Origin of the sequence: Phyllobacterium sp. LjRoot231, from assembly GCF_964253365.1 — a bacterium.
Classification (GTDB): Bacteria; Pseudomonadota; Alphaproteobacteria; order Rhizobiales; family Rhizobiaceae; genus Phyllobacterium.
Map to the genome: position 1 here is coordinate 2,729,753 of NZ_CAXUQT020000001.1, position 19,733 is coordinate 2,749,485.

The following is a 19,733-nucleotide window of genomic DNA, read 5'->3' on the forward strand; positions in this document are numbered from 1 at the left end:
CGCAGAGCGTCGAGGATGCTCAAACTCCGAGTTTTTCAACGATATCCGCCATAAGCGGCCGTTAGCGGTTCTGAATTTCGATAGTGGTTGCTGGTGAAGATTCTAGCTGACGTTTCTATGATACCGACCATCCGCCGTCGACCAGCAAATTCAGTCCCGTGATGAGCGAGGCTGCCGGCGACGCCAGAAATACAACAGCACCCACGACATCATCCGTTTCTCCGATACGCCCCAAGGGAATATGTCCGAGTGTCCTGTCATAAAAGTCTTTATCAGCCAGCGCGGGTCTCGTTCCATCGGTCCATATGAATGTCGGGGCGACGGTGTTGACGGTTATACCGTGCTGCGCCCATTCAGCTGCAAGACAGCGCATCAGGTGATTGATGGCAGCCTTGCTCATGCAATAGATCGCCTCACCGCGAAGCGTCACCGTACCAGCCTGAGAACTTATACTTATGATGCGGCCCGCCTTCCGTGCAATCATTTGCCGGGCGACGGTCTGGGTCACGAGGAACGTGCCCTTGATGTTGACCTGCAGAATCTCGTCCACGTCCGCTTCCGCCACAAGTTCAGCAAGATCACCGGGTGCAACGCCGACATTGTTCACCAGAACATCAATCCGACCAAATGTCTCGATGGCTTTGGCGACGGAAGTCTCGATTTCATCGCGTTGCGAAATATCCAGTCGGACGGGAAGGACTTTCCTTCCCGTGCCTTCTATTTCCTCAATCAGTTCCTTGGACATAGCAACGTCACGCAAGCCGAGAACAATATCGGAGCCAGCGGCAGCGCATGCAAGGGCGCATGCTCGGCCAATCCCGCGTGACGCTCCTGTCACCAACGTCACTTTTCCTGCGAGGCTGAAATTAGGTGCGTATTTGGGCTGGGTTTCCACGATACTCCTTCCAATAGTCGTCCGGCTCACAACGCCACGTTCATAATTCGGCTTCGGAGTCCGAGTGGCTTCAACATGAAACAGAGCGCCCGGCATAGCGTCGTCCGATTTTGCGAGGCCCGTTTGGAATCGGACAAGCCAGCATTCCGCAGCTGCGGCGTTCTCTGATTCTTTCACCGTGGCGCTCTCGATCAATTTGATCTACGCGTTCTCTCCAGACAATTGACTTTATGCTAGTCAATACCTTGAAGCGAGCGGCTTCAGAGCTTGATTTGCGGGTCAATGGTCGGTGGCTTGGTAAGAGAAATGTGAAAGGTGAATTCTATGACCACTTTCCTGACCGATAGTTTGCCCGAGCCGCTTAGGGCCATTCGAACGCGATCGTTGTTCGCCATGCGTCTGCAAGTGCAGAAGCTGCAGGTCATTGGAGACACATTAGGCGCGTTTCGCCGTATTGGCGTGATTCTCGGAGGATCGTTCGAAGGAGACCGGCTATCCGGCGAAGTGCTGGAAGGCGGCAGCGACTGGCAAACGGTGCGAAGCGATGGCAGCACGACGTTGAATGTCCGACTGGTTCTCAGAACGACGGACGACGCGCTGATTGGCATGACGTATCAAGGCGTGCGTCACGGTCCGACTGATGTCATGGATCGGATCGAAAAAGGTGAAGTCGTCGACCCGGCAAGTTACTACTTCCGCATCAACCCGGTATTTGAGACAGCATCGGCAAAATACGGCTGGACCAATCGAATCCTGTCTATCGGGACTGGCCACAGACAGGCCAATGGACCAATCTACAGCGTCTTTGAAGTGTTGTAGTTCGAGTTAGCCTGTAAAGGGATGGCGAGACATGCGAACCGTTCCACTGGGCCGGGCTCAACTCTGTGATTTTAGGTCATACGGAAGCAAATCTAAGCGCTAAGGGGCAGTAGGCCCTATGTCCGCTTCGTGCCGATACTGTTGAAAAAGTCCAAAATCGGGGCTTACCGAAAAGTCGGCCATTTCGCGATCTGAGCGAATGTTGCCGTTCGATGCTGCCCCAATTCCGCTACACGGCTCACACGCTGCTTTCTCGCAAAATTGGGAGTCCCCCACGTAAATTTTCTGTGTCGGCCTCTACGGCCCTCCAAAATATCAGACGTTGTAGAAAACCGACTTTTTCAACAGTATCCGCCATTAGCGGTCATTGCCGGACGCTTTCGGCGATGAACTCAATGCCATGCTTCGCACATATTGCTCTAAAATCGAGCGATCCGGCACGATCCGCATTGCCCGTGTCCACTTGTGCGGCCGCAACTTCGGCCACAAATGCCTCAAACACACCGGCGGGGGAGCTTATGATCAATTGGCGGCTGATGCCCTCGCTGATCTTCCTGATCCCGTGCACGACGCCTTTCGGCATAAAGGCCATGCCACCCGGTCCTAACCGCACGATCTGATCGCCAATTTGGAACTCATATTCTCCCTCCATGACGATGTGCGTCTCTTGATATGTGGGATGCCGATGAAGAGAAGCTCCGGTTCCGCCCGGCGCGTCGACGGTCTCACAGATGCTGTAGCCCGCATCCTCGCTGGCTTTAAATGAGAGGGTAATGCGTCCCATTTGGTAGGTGCGTCCCTCGCCACGGTTCAGGTAAGCTGGATCATCGGTAGACATTTCGCTGGGCCTCCCAATGGCTATTATTTGTGGAAGCATATCATAGCTAGGCGATTGGGGCGACGGCAGCGTCAAGTGGAAGTTTCCTTACTCGGCGGCGGCGCGCCCTCCCGCCCGCGCATCACCACCAAGATTGGCGAGCGCGAACCCGGCGAATCAATGTCCGCTCGGGGGCCATCGCGGGACATGCCCGGCGCTGTCGTCGAGCGGCAGCAATGGGCCAATAGTTGCCATTTACCAATGCATGCGCAGGATTAACCACTCATTAACTTTCCGATCGACTCATCATCTGAGATCTGGCATAGAGCCCGCATGTTCAGGATGGCTCGAATACAGCGTTGATTTCTTGCGGCGACCCCAGTGTCGCCGACAACAGCTGTACGTCTATTGCGAGAGCCGAAGGAGCCTGAACATGCGCAATCACATCAATATTCTGTCCGTAGACTCATCGCTGTTGAGCGGTCTTTTGCACGTCCGTAACTCGTCCCGAGGCTGGGAAATATGCGGCTATTTTGCCGTCCGAGCCTGGGAGGGACTGAGCCGTGGCTTCGTCCGAACGTCAACCAAAAGGGCAGCATTTCCTGCTCACACCGGAGTGCCGAACGCTCACGTTCATGGATCTTGCGAAGATTCGCGAGGCGACGGCCTGTAAGTGGTTCATGCGGATGCGCTGGCCGGAAACTGACGGTGAGCCCTATTGCCCTGGCTGCGGCACGCTGCGCTGCTATTCAATGAGCCGCGGCCGCTTCAAGTGCTCGGAGAAGGAGTGCAATCTGGTTTTCACCGTCACCTCAGGCACCGTGTTCGCGTTCCGTAAGCTCAGCTTCAAGAAGATGGTTATTGCCATCTGGCTGTCAGTGAACTCGGTCAAGGGTAAGGCTGCGCTGCAGCTCTCCCGCGAGATCGGCGTTCAGTACAAGACGGCTTGGGTGATGCTCATGAAGCTGCGCGAGGCGATCGCTTCCCGTCGGGATACCATGATGCTCGGAGGGGAGATCGAGATCGACGGCAAGTACGCTGGCGGTCACATTCGTCCAAAGAACAAGGCAGAAGACCGCATCGACCGCCGCAAGGCAAAGTATCAGAACCACAAGCGGTTGTGTGCGCTGGCGCTGCGTGAACGTGGCCTTGGACGGCCTGGCCAGACGTTCACCCGCATCATCTACGATGAAGACAGCGATGCGGCGTGGGCTGCCGCCAGGGATCACGCCTTGCGGACCGCCAGAATCCTCGCTGACGAGCACAAGAGCTATGATCATCTCATTGGTTTGAACAAGCTTGAGCGTGTCAATCACTCCAAGGCGTACCAGACCGAGGATGGCACAAACACAAACCAAGTCGAAAGCTTCTTCTCGCGGGTGCAGCGCGCCTACATCGGCATCCATCACCGTTTTTCACTGAAGTATTTCGATTGGTACATCGCGGAATTGGCCTGGCGTGAAGACGTGAGGCAAAACTCGAATAAGAGCCAGTTCTTCGAGGTACTCGGCCGTGCGCTGACGCGGCCGACATCGCGTTACCTATGCGGATACTGGCAAGGAAGAAAGCCGCCCGATCTCATCTGGAAGGGGGATCCAGCCTAAGCTGCGATTTCCCAGAGATATCTCTTACTATCGAACATCCCCGCGTGCCGTACGCGACCCTTTTTCATCAACTGATCAAGTGTCGAGGACAAGCGGGTGGCGACGCGGCCAGTTCTCGCGTCTCCGTGGTCGATTCCAAGCTTCTGCAGGAGTCTGACGGCGCAATCCGCAGTCGTCAGCGGTGCTGCAGCTTCCCGCAGGATTTCAAGGACTGCATTGGTTGGCTCGATGCTGCGCAGCAACGTGTCAATTTCGATAGTCTCAGGCGATTTCTGGGGCTTATTGCGGAGTTTGTGCCCCGTCACAGAACCTGCGGGCACATAGCTTGGTTCGTAGATCGCGATGACCTGATCCAGTGCGCCCATCTGGACTTCCAGTTTTGCTTGCGCCTCACGGATTTCGACCAGCCTGTCGAGAATCTCTCCCCTTTTCCGTTTCAACTCTACCGTTACATCCATTCACCACCGCTCCTGATCTGCTCAATCAAGGCTACGCCATGCTGGATTCTAAATCTGGTGGTTTTTGCTACATAATTCCGGGATAAAGCGTCATGTACGCGATCTAATTTCTTCGCCCTCTGTACAGTCATCCAGGTTGGAAGCACTCATTTGGCAAGGCCAGGCCGGAGACAGCTCCGCCTCTACGGCACTAAAGAATTTTGGTGTTTTGTCGCGAGATGTGGATCAGATCGCAAGAGTTTCAGTGACGCTAGACGACTTTTCAGTCCTCTCCGCATCCGAAAAAGATCTCAAGGACGCTGGTTGGATTTCTGAAGATATGCTTCTTGGTGCCACCATGAACGTCGCTGATCTCGAGTGTGTCGTTGAAATTTTGCAATCGCCTGCCCGGATTGTTCACTATTTCCTCGAACGGCAGAGATTTCAAAAGACAATCTCAACCCACGCCGATGAATTGGACTTACTCGGGTTCTACCTTGAGACAGGATTCAATGTTTCTCAACTTGAGACGCGTGTCGATACTTTGACACTGGACGGCATGTCGGGACCGATCGACAAATTTTACACCAGCCGCGACGCAGGAGTGAAGATTGAGAAGCCGAGACCGAAAATTAGCCCTTATTTTTATCGGTTGACTGACGGCCTTGAGAGGCGGAAACCCGAGCGGTGGCTTGGGATGGTTCTTGATATCTACAGGTCGCTCGATTTACGGGAACAGATACGACTGGAGCGTGATCTGGATAAACTGAAACGCAGCGTTGAGAAAAATTGGCGGGACCCAAAACATGTTTGTATGGCCATCGTAACTCCGCCATCGATCCGCGATGCAGCGTTAGTCTTCTACGTGTTTCCGCCAGAGCTTCATTCCAAGAGACATGTCACAGCAGAAAAAGTGTGCGCAGATGCGCTCGAGATATCTAAAAAGCGGCGCTGCATCCTCGTGGCCCGTGATACGTCGAAATGGGGGGAACCTTATTCATTTGTCGGCTTAGCCATCCCTGGCGATTTTGCAGCGAAGGAATGATGCTAAGATGCATTGGACACTTTTCGTTGCCGTGGGGCCATAGGGGCTCACTCATGTCACCATAAGAGGCTTTGTTGGCGTCTGTGGAGTCAGTTTCTAAAGTGTGGCCCGATCTGAAGAATATAGCTGCCCCAGAATTCTGGGACAACCAATTCGTAGTGAAAGGACACCGTGGGCTGCCTGAGGACAATCCTCCCTGCGAGCATCACCAGGCCAGCAGTTCGCGCTCGCCTGACTGCAAAGATACATATGTAAAAACTGAAGACCCGAACGACGTTCGTTCGGGTCTTCATCAAGTTCCTACCGCGATTAAGTCCGGGACATATGGACCTACTTTACCGACGTTATTCGTTGCCGTGGGGCCATATGGGCTTGCTCATGTCATATGCTTTGTCAAAAGTAACGAGCTATGGCCCAGAGTTGTTGAAATCATTGACGAATTTAGTATCTGCGGCAATGCGATTGACCCAAGAGACATGTCCATTTGTCCCGGATTACTCGGATACCTAGCCTCTCAAACAAAAAAAGCCCCGCAAAAACGGGGCTGAATAAAATCGTTTAGTTGCAAAATGTTAGACCGGAATTTTGACTCGCTCATAGAATGTGGCGTGAACCTTTTCAGGATCGAAGGCGGCAGAAATGCCGGCGTCATTCAAAAACTTTTTTGTCCTTCGGATATGTTCATCTCGTTCAATTGCGAGGTTGTTGAGTGAAACATATCGAGCTTTGAACGACTCGAGGTCAACAGGATAGATGATGGTTTGGGGGCAACGGTTGGTAGGATTGATCGCAATCCTGGGTGCGATCGCGCCAAGTTCCAGGAGCGCCCGCAGAACCTGACTCGACGTTTGCAATTTTTTTTCGGCCTGTTTCAATGACACTCCGCCATGAGCGATGAGCGCCGTTTTACGGCGAATTTCGGAAGGATTGACCTGTACCGCCAAGAAGCCGCTGGTCATTGTGTCGATGGCAACTTCTCTGAGTTCGCCTTGAAGAAGTAAGTCGATGACCTCACTTGCTTTGCAGTTGGCCCGCTTGCTGGCATCGGGAATCGTATATGTTTCTCCGACAACGGGCTCTCCAATGCCCGATCGAGAAATCTTCGCCAGGAATCGATCGAGCTCACTGAGGCTGAACTTCGCTTTCAACGCCGGTCCTGTCGCTGTTTCCACGAACGGCTTCACGTATCCCAGTTTAATGAGAATTTCCCACTGCACTCGAGGAGCATTCACATATGCTCTAGCGTCATTGTAGCTAAGTGCTTCCCGACCATGCCGGATGAGCGTCTCCACTTCGGATGCATCAAGAAGGATTCGATCGTCGGTCAAGTCGATAGCAGCTTCTTTCGCCAAACCAGCCCCGATCGCGAGCTTTCGCAGCCTTTTTGGATGAACCCCAAATTCCCGCGCCGCGGTGTGTACCGAATGCCAGCGTCTGGGGATCGTGAGGGGGCCGAACATTTCGTCTCCCGGTCCCAACGGAAGAGTCGCCACCGCATGCGCACGGATGAGATCGCGGATCGGATCGTAGGCGGAGTCCTCATTTTCATGTGCCAGCCATTCATAGAAGCGCCCGTACAACGACCGACCGCCAATATCCCTCGACGTCGTGAAGAAGCGGTCATGAAATGCGGTCAAGCATTCCCTGATCGCTTCTTCACCATTCGACATGACCTTGAAGCCACTTTCGGCGCATGACCACCATTGTGATTCCGAAATGTTGTCCGAAGCCACTTTGATGCCATGTTCAAGGATGGCTCCCAGCATTTCGCACGACCTGCCCGCAGCGTATAGCGGCAGCAAGTCAAGGTATCCAACTGACGCCGTTCCATTGGTCAGACGACCCGTGACATATTGTTCAAAGTTGGAAGGATTTCTGCCTTGTGAACCCGCCAGAACAGAGTCGAGGTCCAATGACTTGTCACGCATCACCGCCGTAAAATCATGCAGTAGCGAGGGCCCTGCCGGATTTTCCAGCGTGGCGAATTCGATTTGATGGACAGGACATGTGCGAATGAATGAAACCAACCAATCGCGTCGACCGTAGAGACGAGCTTGCGGCAGACGATCTTCACGCGCGTTGTCGCCGATGAGACAGGCCGGACAGTACCTTAAACGTGAACGACGCAGGAAGGGCCTCCTCAGTTTTTCGCCATTGATCAGGTACATGCCGCCCTGCTTGATTACGGCGGCTTTGCTCAGACAAGATACACCCACGCCACTGAGGACTGCCAGACGCTCGATGGATTCGGCGGTTCCATCGACCACGTGCTGGAACTGCATTCCCATGTGCATGCAGAACTCTCGGGCGCTAGAAGCTCCATTGGCTGAAGCCACTTGCGAGCAAAAGCTCGCAAGTGATTGATCGGCCTGGAGCGGCAGCGTAATGCCAAGCTCGCTCATGGGCGTTCCCCGTAACGGAGGCCCATGGTTCCGTCGGTTGACCCTTTTCCCGGCTTTACTGGCGGCAATGAGGCCAAGCCAGGGTCGAGCTTTGCCCAGTCCTTTCGAACGAAAAGGTTCTCCAGTGGCGCGCATCCAGAAATCGATTGGTAGGCCGACTTGAAATGCTTGGCGCGGACGACGTCGGGCTGATCAGGATCAACGAAACATTCTCGGACCGCGGTGCGGATCATTTGAATGATGGATCCGAAACTGCCTCCACAGGAATGGACGAGACGATCGAGAAATTCGTCGGTGACGAAATCATCGAGGTCGAGGGAGGCGTGATCTACGATCACCGTCTCAAGCACCGACTGGATGAGCTTCTTGTGTCGCTCAACATTGATGTTGTCGAGTTGGATAACGAGAGATCGCTCCTTGATCTGCTTGTCGCGAAGAACGAGTTCCTCCAACGGCGACACGCCTGATAGCATCAGGCGCACCGGCCATTGCATTTGAACAAGGTTCTTGAAACCGTCCGAGACCTTTTGGACGATGTCTTTGTCCCTGTTCATGACCGAATGCTGTGCCTCGTCGATGTGGACAAAAAGTGTCTTGCGCACCATCAACTGGTATCTGAAAAGCTGCCAAGCCTTTGCTTCGGTCAAGTTGCCTTCAACGGGATAGCCAAGCTTGTCGAGCCCTTCAAGCGCCAGCATTTTCGGCGTGCAAGGTTGAGGTGCATTGTAGCGAAGCATCGGCCGCGTTACCGTCCCATATGAATCCACGTAGGGCTGGAAGGCTTCGCGCTGTGCAAAATTATGGTCGAGCAAGCGCGATTTGCCCGCGCCGGACTCGCCGAGAATAATCAAGATGCGCTTCTTGTCCATCTCGGAGTTGTGCGTGGCCACCAGGCTTTCAAACAGGGAATCCAAGCGCGCGTTCAGGATCTTGTCCCGCACAGTCGGAATGTATTGAGCATTGATTTCGGCCATCTTCTCGGCGCGGGCCACCACGCCGGGCGACATAGTCGCCCGCACTCTGCTGGTGGCTTCGTGGATGTGGTCTCGGTGAGGGTTGTCGTGCATGATGGTGTACTCCTTTTTGCGTTTGGGTTAGAAATCGGTCCGAAAGCGAACGATGCTTCCGAACTGGTCGATGTCGTCGTCTTCCTCGTCATCGACTTCCTCGTCATCGACGTCGACGGTTGGATATTGGTTGTCGTCTGCAGGCGCGGTGGTCTGGGCTGCACCCTTAACCTCCCGCTTTTTCTTGGCAGCGGACTTCACGGGTTCGGGTTTGAAAACGACGAGATCGACGCCGAAAAGCTCCGAGAATTCGCTGGATGGTGCCCATTCGCCGAGCGTGGCGAAATCGACGTCGTCGCCGGTGTCGCCTTCAACCACGGTGATATAGCGGGTCAGTCGATGCTCGATCTTGCGGAAGTGTTCGTCGCTGAGGACTGGTGTGGCGAGCTCGGCCTCGGCTTCTGCGAGGGAAGCCTGCAACGCGAGCCACTTGATTACCCTGAACACCACTTGTTCGGAGACTTTTGTGTTAGCCCGGTTGATCGCCCGCAGTTTTTCGGCAGCGGCCGTCCACGCCCATACGCTCACGCCTTCCAGTCCGGCCAAGCGCGCAGGGACGTGGTACCATCCCTCTTTTGACCAAACGGAAACTCCAGACAAATCGAAACGGTCAATTCTGACGAGAACGTTCCGGTTGTGGACGGTGCGGCGCAATTCCTGGAGTTTTGGAGAGTCGAAAAAGATGCCGAGAAATGGAATACCTTCCGCTGTAATTTTGCGCTCGACATTGGTCCCAAAAATATTGCGACGCCGCGTGCCGGTGGGCGGGGGTGCAATGCCATGTTCGTATGACAGACGCAGCCATGCATTGCGTGGAGTTTCGCCGCCGAGCGAGCTGTGGGCCGTGTTGTGATACAAGTCGACGATCAAGCGGATGAAAATCTTGTTGACTGTGTCCATGCAAAGGCTGGCGTTGCCCTCGGCGTCATAGTCTCCCTTGGCCAGGATCGACCCGAACGTGCGACCCGAGAAGAAACTCAGGCCCATCGTGTCCATCGTCTGGAAGAAGCGTTCGACGGTTCCGCGAAGGTGCGCCTCGCCGGACGGAGGCAGAAGGCCACTGCCGGTGAGATCATTGACGGTGACTTGATAGGCAAGAGAGGCGTAACCAGCACCCGAATCCGTAGCGACCGTTTCGACGCCACCGAACATGTCCCAGGGGGTCTCGCAGCCGGCTGCCAGAGCGTACCTGCTCGTATCGCAGACCGCCATTTCAAGCGCAGTGATCGAAGACTCGGTCGAGGGTTCTTTCCGGGTAATTCGGAAACCGAGAATGCACTTCGTCGCGACGTCAATCACACCGGAAAACCACAGGCGGCTGCGTTGGACGGCGGCCTTTTCTTCCGTCGTCAGAGTCGACCAGATATCCGCCTGAGCAAGCAGCGTTTGGAGATTGATCCTCCACTCATCCGCTTCAGTACGCTCGAGAGGATAGGTGGCGTTCACACCCGTGGTGACCATCGCAAACTTTGCGCGGGCGGCACCGTCGCCATACCTGCCAGCATAGACGAAAAAAGGCGGCAATGAGTTGATGCGGTTCTGGAAGGTCTTCAGGGATGGCACCCGAAGACTTGGCTGTTTTGCTGCTGCGCGCTGGATGTTCTGGTCGTTGACGTTGGTGCACATCAACTTGTAGAGATGCAGCATGGTCGGCTTCTTAGTGCTTGCGTACTGCAATGCAAAGGACTGCTGGATGCCATATTCTTCGGGCGTGAACTCATCCCGCTTGCGCGAACGGCCGAAATGGTCCTTGAGCGCGACCGCGTTGGAATGGGAGAGTTCGTAGATCTTCAGCCACCGACGAAGCGTGCGTGCAGGCGGAGTGTCGACGGTTGGGGAGGATGCCTTCCAGCGCATCTTCTTTTCGAACCCGAGCTTGCGGTCGGCCAGGATCTCGTTGCAGATGCTCACGATGCGCGGCTTCATGCACTTGTCGGACCGGCGAAGGGAGTTGTCGTTGGCCTCGAGCGCAAGCCACCTACGGCAGAACTCCTGCTTCACAAGCACCTTCATCTGCTGGGATTCCGAGAGTTCGCTTACCAAGGCAACGCCGTTGTGCCGAAGCTTAGCTTCGACTGGCGCATACGCTCGGGGCTGAACTTCCATCAACGTTGGTTCCGCATGAAGCATCTCGTGCACCTGCTCGTTGCTGAACGTTTGCGGGATTGCCGGTCCGTCCTTGCGGACAAAGACGTGGATCCGGCCGTCCGAACTGGCGACGCCGTTCTCGACACCATCGATGAGGACTTTGTCGAACAGTCCAAAGCGATAGGACGGGATGATCTGACGTGGTCCGAGATTGGTTTTGACTTGAGGCATTGTGATTTCCTTTCCCTCAGTTGCGGTTCACGGCCAGAAGGCTCGTGAATTGAATGCGTTCGTGTGGTTCGATCGGAACTAGGTACCCATCGTAAATCAGGCAAAACATGGCGTTGCGGCCGTATGCCGGTACTTCAAAGGAGGAGATCAGGTCAGCCATGCTGATCGCACCCCTGAACTGCGCGGCAAACCCGCGAAGTTGCTCGCAATGCTCGTCGTTCCTCATCTTCCGTGAGCGAACGACTTGGCTGGCGTTCCATACGCGGCCGTCGGTGATCTGGTTCTGCGTCACGAGCACGACCTCGTGGGCAAAGCCCTTCAAACTCTGCTCGCAAATCAAGGACAGTGTCCTACGGATCCCGCTCCTCGCGACTTGTCCCGAGGCCTTCGCGGCAAAGGCAACGATCTTTCCGCTTAGATACCAAGCGCGGAAATCGAACGTGTGCTCGCGCACCACACCATCGTCGTCCTTATATCGAACCGCCGTTGGCTGATCTTCGATGCGGTTAACATCGTGCTGCGCAAGCAGGATCGTCCCGAGACCGCGTTCGATTTGGCTTTCGACCACGACCTCCTGGTTGGTGAGGTCGTTGACGAATGACCCGCGTGTCGATGCCTTCGTCCGCAGGGGAGGGCGGCGCGAGGCATCAGATCGCTTGGTCGGGACGTACGGTAGTGAAGTGGAATTGGCCGTATCGGCGGAAGTCAGATTGCCGGTATATGGCAGCCTCTTTCGTGGGTCTCTGCATCAACACCCGAACGTTTGGATGACGGCAGGAGAAATGTCGGACCGGACGGAATTGGCCGCCCCTCGACGCCGCGTTGAAGCTCGCGATGAAATTGGAGAATATGACGTGCACGCATGGTGGTTCCCTTTCCAAGAAGACTCAGGTATTTCCGGAGGGGAACGAGCGACAAACCGATGCCCATAGCATCGGCAATACATACCGATGCTTTAGAAAGCAGTTTGGCGGTCGTTCCGCGCAAATATCGATATGTTTCTATTCATGGTTGCACTTGCCTTTTTTCTGCCCGATTTGCTCGGGAGGCGCTGTATTGCACGAGATTATGCCAAGCGCAAGATCCATTTCTCAAGAATCTTTCGATAAAACAACACGATGTTGCGCCATTATGGCATCGCCAATCAAGATCTAGTGAATGTTTCTCGGTTCGTTCCGGGCTATTTGTCTATAGGTTGATACTTGGGATGGTCATATTTTATTCTTAGCATTATTGATAGCCAACGTTTAACCTGCTGGGTTCGACAATCTTGAATAGCGCCTCAATGTGCGCGTGCCCGAATTCTTCGCTGCTTTTAGGCCTACCCTAAGGATATTGCGTCTCATGCTCGGCATCAAACAAGAGATTGTCGATGGCTCCTCCTAAGGAAGCAGCGCAATGTTTCCACAACCTGGTTAGCAAAACACGTGTGTCAATATCCTAAGGCCAGCAAGGATCATCTCTCCAAAGGCTACCCCCATGCCATCAATGCCGAGACGACTAAACCTGCCCCGGTATGCCAGAACAGGATCAAGCCGACGGCGATAGCTAGGATGATCGCCCATCGCGCATTCCACGAATCGGGACATCTTCGGGTCGATCTCCTACAAGGACGATGGCATCCACGATCATGCTAATCCACCAAGGATCGGCGTCGTGGGAGAGCCGTGCTGCATCCGTCAAATCAAGTCCGACAACGCTTAGAGCGAAGCCGAGTCTTGTGGACGGTTTCTGAAGGTGCTCCCTGACAGCGTCCACCGCTTCGGCAAGATACTGGCTATCTGCGATCAGGCAGATGTCGAGATCGCTTTCCAGTCCATCTTCCTTTCGGGCAACGCTTCCGTAAATCCACAGGCTTTTGACTAACGATCGCCGATCGCCGGCGCTGTTTCGAACGGTGTCGACGATTTGGGAAAATCGGTTCGTCTCGGCATCGAAAAGGACCTCGATTTGCGGGCCGAGAGAATGGGCTCGATTGAAGCGGTGTAGCTTCGTGAACTGCGAGCCCTCACTGATTGCAACCCCCGATCGCTCCAGAGAGATCAACCCGAGCCTGACACTGCTTTTGGACAGCCCGGACCTGTACCGGATATCGGAGCTGGACAGAAGGCCGCCATGCCGCACGAGTTCACGCAGGACACCGACATTAGCATCCACGCCAAAGATATAGGACAGGGGATTGCGGATCGCGCTCTGCGGCGTTGACCTTGCCAATGCTTCCTCCAAGGTGATGTGATGTTAAACCAGACGGATCGATATTATTCTGAACGTCATGTCTTTCCGGCGCGTACTCCAAGCCGATAGTATCGAGACATTGTTCGAATGAACCTGCGGTTCGGAGACATGACCCAAACGTCGCTGGTGACGCCTTCCGATCTACGGAAGCGAGGATGGCCCGAGATCACACCGTAAAGACAAGGCACGGGTCTTGTCCCAAGCGACCATTGGTCGATGAGCGGTGCCGATGCCAGTGCTTTCTTATCGGGAAAGCTTCCCGAGCGGAGACTCTTCAAATCGCGGAGCAAGTTTTCGAGGGTTTCGATTTCGACATTAAGTTTGTGCGCAGCCTGATCGGCATCATTGATAATTTGCATATTGGTTCTCCATCGCGGAAGCGATGCTTCCACGCTTTTTCATCTGTTTGGATTGAATTCTTGTGCGGCCCTCGTGTTCGCTTACTCGGCACGCGCTATTCGTGCCCGCCGCAGCAGGAGAAGGTCCGTCAACTGGCAGAATTCTAGATGCTTTCGTCGATGCAACATCACTGGAGTGTCCCTTTGAGGATTCGTAGAACGTCGCCCCCGGTCAAGTGCCGCTCTCTCAGAAGCGCTTGAACGATGGCTTCGACATCCACACGTCTGCTATTCAAAATATCCTTGGCGCGATCAAATTGTTGCCCGAGAATCTGCCGGACTTTCTGTTGGAGAAGGGGGTTCAATCGCATTGCGGCGGTTAGTTCCGGCTCCGTGTCGTCCGCCAAGTACAAGAACGTCTCGCCGTGGCCGTACGACGCTTCCATGGACAACGCCAGCAAGGTCGCCCTATGAAGATCGGACCCTCGGACACCCGCCCATCCGGAACCGTGAACGCCCAAGAATACTTGCTCTGCGGCAGCGCCCGCGACGTTCAACGCAATCCTGTCGAGAATTTGGGCGGGAAGCCTCTCCAGGTTCGAGATTTCATCGAAATGTACGATGCCACCTTCCTGATGACTCGCCCCGTCGATCTCAACCGAATCCGAAAGCCTGATTTCAACAAGGTTTCCTACGCCAAGCTCCAAGCCGACGATCGCATGGCCGACTTCGTGGAATGCATTGCGGCGCATAAACGATGCTGAAAACGTGTACCGTTCAGGAAGGCATTCAATGAGGTCGCCAACTTGAAGCCCCCGTCGACGCCGCCGCGCAAGCCTGCGACCATCTCGGACCAACTTTTCGATGGCGGCACCGGACCAGCCGTCCGCCGCTTCGACGACGGTACCTAGTTCGTCGTCAGTTAGGTCGTTGCGTAAATGCCACCGCAGGATGCCAAGGCGTGCGTCCACGTCGGGGAGGGGAATCTTGATATGCCGATCCAGTCGTCCGGCGCGCGTCAAGACGGGGTCCAAAAAAGCGGGATTGTTGCAAGCACCAACCACAACGACGCCCTCGCGTTTCTCCGCGCCGTCGAGTTGCTCGAGGAGGCCCGAGACGACCTCGATGTGATACTGTCTGTTGTCGCCGGTGGCCTTATCCCGGTCGCCAACCGCGTCGATTTCGTCGATGAAAAGAATGCTCGGCGTATTGATGCGCGCTGAGTTGAACGAAGCTCGCATCGCTTTCAGCAAATCTCCCAGATGCCCCATCGATTGCCATCGAGCGAGGGAAGCGATCACAAGATGCGCTCCGCATGTTCTTGCGAGCGCACCGGCAAACGTGGTTTTGCCGGTCCCTGGTGGACCGCTTAGAAGGATCCCTCGGTCTACTTCAGCCCAACCAATCTTTCCAAATTTCCAGTCGGCGAGATCGATTGCGAGTTCTTCTCCCCATTGCCCTGCTTCGCCGAGCCCGTGCAGGTCCTTTAAGAGCGGACCGTCGCCAAGATTGGGCGAACTGGTGCCTTTTCCCGGAAACCCTTCCAGCAAAGAGATCGATTTCTTGATGGAGCGGCCTGGACGCATTGCCACTGCAATAATCTTCAGCGGATTCTCGGCGATCGTTGACGCTTCCGCCAAGGAGATCCTTTCTCCGACACAGACCCATGCAGCGGCCCTGATATGTCGTGGGTCTGGAGGCAGGATTTCAACGACGCCGTCCGCAACGGCAGAAAATTCGGTGGGCAGGGCATCGAGGCAATCCGCCACGACAATAACGCGTTGAGTGTTGGCCAGACTGCGCAAAACGTTCTTGCTGTCCGGCCTTTGGCCCTTGCCACTATGCTTGAGGGTCACCACCTCGGCGTCGTAACGCCCAACCCCAAAGCCCCATGTCCGGGCTTCCTTGTTGGCCACATAATCGACGATCGCTGTATAGACCTCGATGTCGTCCGGGTCAGGCACCACAATTCCGAGAACCACGGGCAGACCGTAACGCAGTTGATATTGGTTCCGGCACGCCTTCGACATCGCGCAGTGTGCGAGAAACTGCGAGATATTTCTGCGAAGATTGTTCGTTTTTTTGCTCATAGTACACCATTTGAAAGTGCGTTGATCGGCCAAAGCTCGATGTCAGGCGCGGTGCCGCCGAACCAATGTGTCGGGACCTAAGAGCTCGTCGTCGAGATCGACTTCGAGGAACCGATGCAGCACCATCGATGCCAAACCGGCCATTGCCGGAATCTCCCTGAATGCAGTGAGGCATTCGGCCACTGTCAGGGAGCCGTGTTCGTCGAGAGTGGTAAGGAGCCTCAGTCGATCCCCGAGCGGCGTTGTCCACCGCGCGTATCTCAGGAGGTCTTTGGCGTTGGCAATCCGAACGGATTTTGCAATGAGATCGGCTTTGAAGACGGCAAAGTGGGAATATCCTCTACGCGCCGCTGCGCCTGCCAGCCATGACGGCAATTGGGGGTTCTCGGCGACCACGACATCGACGAGAAAGTCGCCGTCCGCTCGTGTGACGACAAAATCTGGTGCGTGGCGCTCACCATCATTTACTACAATGAACGGCAGGCAAGACCACGACGACACATCAGTGTCCAGATCCAACAAGCAGCCATACGCGTGCGCATCCAGGGTTCGAAACATGGCCGCGCCGATGCAGCGAATGGTACCGTTCGGATAACGAGAACTTCTGCTCGCCGACGCGCGGATCGACGACAGGTGTTCGGATTCATTGACGGGGAGGAGGGACATGGAACACTCCGAATATACGCAACAGGGATCGGTCGCCGAGGGGGCGAGGGGAGACGCGATCTGCGTTATATTCGGAGTGTTTTCTCTGACATGGTGTAGAACAAATAGCGAACAAATATGTGCTAGTCAATAGGCTTGCATAAAGCCAGCAGAGTCACGTGGTGCGTTTGGGGAAACTATCGGCGCTTTCGGCCACCAATTAGAACGTTCTAGGCTGCTCTGAGTCTGTTGCTTTAGCGCCGTTGCCTGGGCGTTTTCAAGCGATTGTAGTTCAGAATGAGGCTTTACGTCATCAACTTGTCACCGATAGGTTCGTACATAATCCCCTTCGCGAACTTAGGGGCACCCAAGCTCAATAATGTTGAAGTTTCTCGCACTGCGTTTCGGCCGCGCCATTTTTACGCTTTTCCTTTGTGTCTCCGGTGTTTTCGTCGCGTTGCGTATGGCAGGCGATCCGGCTGACATCATGCTGTCGATCGATACGCCGCCAGATGTCCGCGCCTATTATCGTGAGGCATGGGGGCTCGACCGGCCGCTTTACGAACAATATGGGCTCTACCTTGTCAGCGCCGTCAAAGGTGATTTCGGCGTTTCTTTTGCGGATAGCCGCCCGGCCTTCCAATCGGTAGTGGAGGCTTTGCCGAAGACGGCAATACTTGGTTTGTCAGCCCTGCTACTCGCTCTTTTCGTTGGCCTCCCGCTCGGTATTGTGGCCGCTCTCAAGCACAATAGTTCGATTGACAGGCTCGCCATGGCCACAGCAGTGTTCGGCTATGCCATTCCGATTTTCTTCCTCGGGATACTGCTCATTCTACTCTTTGCGTTGAAGCTGCGCGTGCTCCCATCGGCAGGGTCTGATAGCTTTGCTCATCTTGTTCTGCCGATGGTGACTCTAGGGCTGCCGCTTGCCGGGCGACTTGCCCGCTTTGCCCGAACATCGACGTTAGAAGTGCTGGGGAAGCCTTTCATTCGCGCGGCCCGAGCCAGAGGCGTGAGACCGCTTGGGGTTGTTATCTACCACGCTCTGCCAAATGCCGCTGTGCCACTTCTTATGTTCCTCGGTATCGAGATCGGCGGCATTCTGGCCGGAAGTGCAGTGACCGAGACAATTTTCGCCTGGCCAGGTCTAGGCCGGCTTCTGGTTGATGCCGTCGCGACGCGCGACCTTGCGGTCGTTCAGGCTTCCATTCTCACCATTACGCTCATCATGGTCTGTGCCAATCTGCTGGTCGATATACTTCACATCTTGATTGATCCGCGGCTGGGCGGCTTTCGGCGTGCTTCGAGCGCGGTTCCATCGTGACGACGATTGATCCAGCCGAGGGCGTTACCGCCATTCCGAAACGGAGACGCGGTCTCGCCATGTCGCCGACCGTCTTGGTCTCGGCGGCTTTTCTTGTCTTTGTTGTATTTGTGGCCATTTTCGCTGACTGGCTCGCGCCTCTCCACTATTCGAGCCAGAATTTGGTGGCCCGCCTTCGCCCGCCGCTCTCCGTCAGCGGGGACGTGACATATATACTGGGCACTGATCAACTCGGACGGGACATTCTGAGCCGGCTCATCTATGCCGTTCGCACGTCAATCCTGATCGCTGTCCTCGGTACGTTGATCGGAGCTGTTTTTGGAACGGCTCTTGGCTTCATTGCGGCGCGTTTCAGGGGCGTAGTAGACCAGATCATCATGATGCTGGTCGATGCGCAGGCCTCGATTCCGTCGCTGCTTCTGGCGCTGACGATGCTCGCATTCTTCGGCAATAATATCGTGCTCTTCATCATTCTTGTCAGTATCGATGGGTGGGATCGCTACACGCGACTGGCGCGGGGCCTTGTCGTGTCGGAACAGGAGAGCGACTATGTCAACGCAGTCGAGGCTTTGGGCGCACGGCCCGGTCGTGTAATCCTGCGACATATCCTGCCGAACATTGTCTCGTCATTGGTCGTCCAAGCAACGCTGAACTTCCCGGGTACGATCCTTCTGGAAACGTCGCTCTCCTTTCTTGGCCTCGGCGTGCAGCCGCCCGGCACATCCCTGGGGCTGATGCTTGGCGAAGGGCGGGGGTATCTCCTCAATGCATGGTGGATTGCAGTTCTTCCCGGCCTTGTCATTTTCCTGACGACGCTGAGCATGAGCCTGTTCGGAGACTGGCTCCGCGACAGGCTAGATCCGACAATTGGCAGGGGATAAGGCAATGCCATTCATATCGTGGATCAATCCCGACCATCCGCCGCTTGTGATTGCGCATCGCGGCGGCGCACTCCTGGCCGCCGAGAATACTGCCGGGGCCTTTCAAGCGGCAATGGCCGGTGGCGCGGATGCGGTGGAAACGGATGTACGTCGCACGACAGACGGCGTTTACGTGTGTCTGCACGACGCAGACCTCCTGCGTCTCTACGGCGATCCGCGTGCCGTGGCTGAGCTCGATCTAGCGACGCTACGCAGTCTCGTGCCGGCTGTCATGACGCTAAAGCAAGCCATCGACGCATCGCGTCCACTTGGCCTTCTGCTGGACGTGAAGCTGATGGACCGTGCGAACCTTCCCCAGATCATCAATGAGGTGGCGGCCAGTGGTGCAATGGCGCGAATCATGCTTGGTTTGCGCGATATCGCACTTATCACCGCGGTGCGAACAATAGCAGCGGACATAGCCATTCTAGCGCTGGTGGCGGATCCGGATTCACACGCAACGGCACGAAATGCCGGCGCAACCTGGTTCAGGCTGTGGCAAGGCATGGCAACTCCGGAACGCGCTGCTGCCGTGCACGGCGAAGGGATGCGACTCGCCATCATGGTCGGCCAGCCGCGCTCGGTGCCGTTGCCTGAAGAACATCCACATTTCCCCGTCGGGCACATCGACCTCGATGGCCTCAAACGGCTAGCGCTCCTAGCCCCAGATGCCATACTTCTCGACGATCCGCGCCTTCTCACACAAGCACATCCGACAGTCAGATCGTTGGCCAATGTCACAGCGACGTCATCTGCGTGAACTAGGTATGGGGGCC

18 protein-coding genes are annotated in these 19,733 nt (G+C 55.4%); 7 read left to right on the forward strand and 11 right to left on the reverse strand.

What is annotated here, in order from left to right; translation table 11 throughout:
* Positions 1–115: 115 nt before the first annotated feature.
* Positions 116–895 carry an SDR family NAD(P)-dependent oxidoreductase gene (locus tag ACSQ3H_RS13500; RefSeq protein WP_436117523.1) on the reverse strand — a complete coding sequence of 260 codons (780 nt, stop codon included), beginning with the start codon at positions 893–895 and terminating at the stop codon, positions 116–118.
* A gap of 324 nt (positions 896–1,219) precedes the next feature.
* Between ACSQ3H_RS13500 and ACSQ3H_RS13505 the strand changes: the two genes are divergently transcribed.
* Complete coding sequence (locus tag ACSQ3H_RS13505) at positions 1,220–1,714, forward strand: DUF3237 domain-containing protein (RefSeq protein WP_436117524.1); 495 nt, start codon at positions 1,220–1,222, stop codon at positions 1,712–1,714.
* A gap of 364 nt (positions 1,715–2,078) precedes the next feature.
* On the opposite strand, the gene ACSQ3H_RS13510 is transcribed toward ACSQ3H_RS13505, so the two are convergent.
* A complete protein-coding gene (locus ACSQ3H_RS13510) occupies positions 2,079–2,552 on the reverse strand; it encodes a cupin domain-containing protein (protein WP_436117525.1) in 474 nt (157 codons plus the stop codon).
* 75 nt (positions 2,553–2,627) lie between these two features.
* On the opposite strand from ACSQ3H_RS13510, the gene ACSQ3H_RS13515 reads away from it, so the two are divergent.
* Both ACSQ3H_RS13515 and ACSQ3H_RS13520 read left to right on the forward strand, forming a co-directional pair.
* Complete coding sequence (locus ACSQ3H_RS13515) at positions 2,628–2,810, forward strand: hypothetical protein (protein WP_436117526.1); 183 nt, start codon at positions 2,628–2,630, stop codon at positions 2,808–2,810.
* A 284-nt stretch (positions 2,811–3,094) separates the two neighbouring features.
* Positions 3,095–4,135 carry an IS1595 family transposase gene (locus ACSQ3H_RS13520; protein WP_436117527.1) on the forward strand — a complete coding sequence of 347 codons (1,041 nt, stop codon included), beginning with the start codon at positions 3,095–3,097 and terminating at the stop codon, positions 4,133–4,135.
* Here the strand turns inward: ACSQ3H_RS13520 and ACSQ3H_RS13525 are convergent.
* A complete protein-coding gene (locus ACSQ3H_RS13525; protein ID WP_436117528.1) occupies positions 4,132–4,593 on the reverse strand; it encodes a hypothetical protein in 462 nt (153 codons plus the stop codon). The two genes, ACSQ3H_RS13520 and ACSQ3H_RS13525, sit on opposite strands and share 4 nt — an antisense overlap.
* Positions 4,594–4,729: 136 nt before the next feature.
* On the opposite strand from ACSQ3H_RS13525, the gene ACSQ3H_RS13530 reads away from it, so the two are divergent.
* A complete protein-coding gene (locus tag ACSQ3H_RS13530) occupies positions 4,730–5,617 on the forward strand; it encodes a hypothetical protein (RefSeq protein ID WP_436117529.1) in 888 nt (295 codons plus the stop codon).
* Positions 5,618–6,189: 572 nt separating this feature from the next.
* On the opposite strand, the gene ACSQ3H_RS13535 is transcribed toward ACSQ3H_RS13530, so the two are convergent.
* The 8 genes from ACSQ3H_RS13535 to ACSQ3H_RS13570 form a co-directional block, all read right to left on the reverse strand.
* Complete coding sequence (locus tag ACSQ3H_RS13535) at positions 6,190–8,019, reverse strand: TniQ family protein (protein ID WP_436117530.1); 1,830 nt, start codon at positions 8,017–8,019, stop codon at positions 6,190–6,192.
* On the reverse strand, positions 8,016–9,086 hold the full coding sequence (locus ACSQ3H_RS13540) for an ATP-binding protein (RefSeq protein ID WP_436117531.1): 1,071 nt from the start codon (positions 9,084–9,086) through the stop codon (positions 8,016–8,018). Before ACSQ3H_RS13540 ends, ACSQ3H_RS13535 begins: the two co-directional genes overlap by 4 nt.
* Positions 9,087–9,113: 27 nt before the next feature.
* Complete coding sequence (locus ACSQ3H_RS13545; protein WP_436117532.1) at positions 9,114–11,405, reverse strand: integrase catalytic domain-containing protein; 2,292 nt, start codon at positions 11,403–11,405, stop codon at positions 9,114–9,116.
* A 16-nt stretch (positions 11,406–11,421) separates the two neighbouring features.
* Positions 11,422–11,973, reverse strand: coding sequence for a hypothetical protein (locus ACSQ3H_RS13550; RefSeq protein ID WP_436117533.1), 552 nt, complete (start codon positions 11,971–11,973; stop codon positions 11,422–11,424).
* Between the two features lie 980 nt (positions 11,974–12,953).
* Positions 12,954–13,619, reverse strand: a complete 666-nt coding sequence (locus ACSQ3H_RS13555; protein WP_436117534.1) for a DUF294 nucleotidyltransferase-like domain-containing protein — start codon at positions 13,617–13,619, stop codon at positions 12,954–12,956.
* A gap of 56 nt (positions 13,620–13,675) precedes the next feature.
* On the reverse strand, positions 13,676–13,999 hold the full coding sequence (locus ACSQ3H_RS13560) for a hypothetical protein (protein WP_436117535.1): 324 nt from the start codon (positions 13,997–13,999) through the stop codon (positions 13,676–13,678).
* 167 nt (positions 14,000–14,166) lie between these two features.
* The gene (locus ACSQ3H_RS13565; RefSeq protein ID WP_436117536.1) at positions 14,167–16,068 is read right to left on the reverse strand and encodes an AAA family ATPase; all 1,902 of its coding nucleotides are present in this window, start codon (positions 16,066–16,068) and stop codon (positions 14,167–14,169) included.
* Between the two features lie 42 nt (positions 16,069–16,110).
* Positions 16,111–16,734, reverse strand: a complete 624-nt coding sequence (locus tag ACSQ3H_RS13570; protein WP_436117537.1) for a hypothetical protein — start codon at positions 16,732–16,734, stop codon at positions 16,111–16,113.
* Between the two features lie 358 nt (positions 16,735–17,092).
* On the opposite strand from ACSQ3H_RS13570, the gene ACSQ3H_RS13575 reads away from it, so the two are divergent.
* From ACSQ3H_RS13575 to ACSQ3H_RS13585, 3 genes are read left to right on the forward strand one after another with little or no spacing between them, the layout of a single operon-like run.
* On the forward strand, positions 17,093–18,037 hold the full coding sequence (locus ACSQ3H_RS13575; RefSeq protein WP_436117538.1) for an ABC transporter permease: 945 nt from the start codon (positions 17,093–17,095) through the stop codon (positions 18,035–18,037).
* A 59-nt stretch (positions 18,038–18,096) separates the two neighbouring features.
* A complete protein-coding gene (locus ACSQ3H_RS13580) occupies positions 18,097–18,918 on the forward strand; it encodes an ABC transporter permease (protein WP_436119444.1) in 822 nt (273 codons plus the stop codon).
* A gap of 4 nt (positions 18,919–18,922) precedes the next feature.
* The gene (locus ACSQ3H_RS13585) at positions 18,923–19,717 is read left to right on the forward strand and encodes a glycerophosphodiester phosphodiesterase (protein WP_436117539.1); all 795 of its coding nucleotides are present in this window, start codon (positions 18,923–18,925) and stop codon (positions 19,715–19,717) included.
* Positions 19,718–19,733 lie beyond the last annotated feature (16 nt).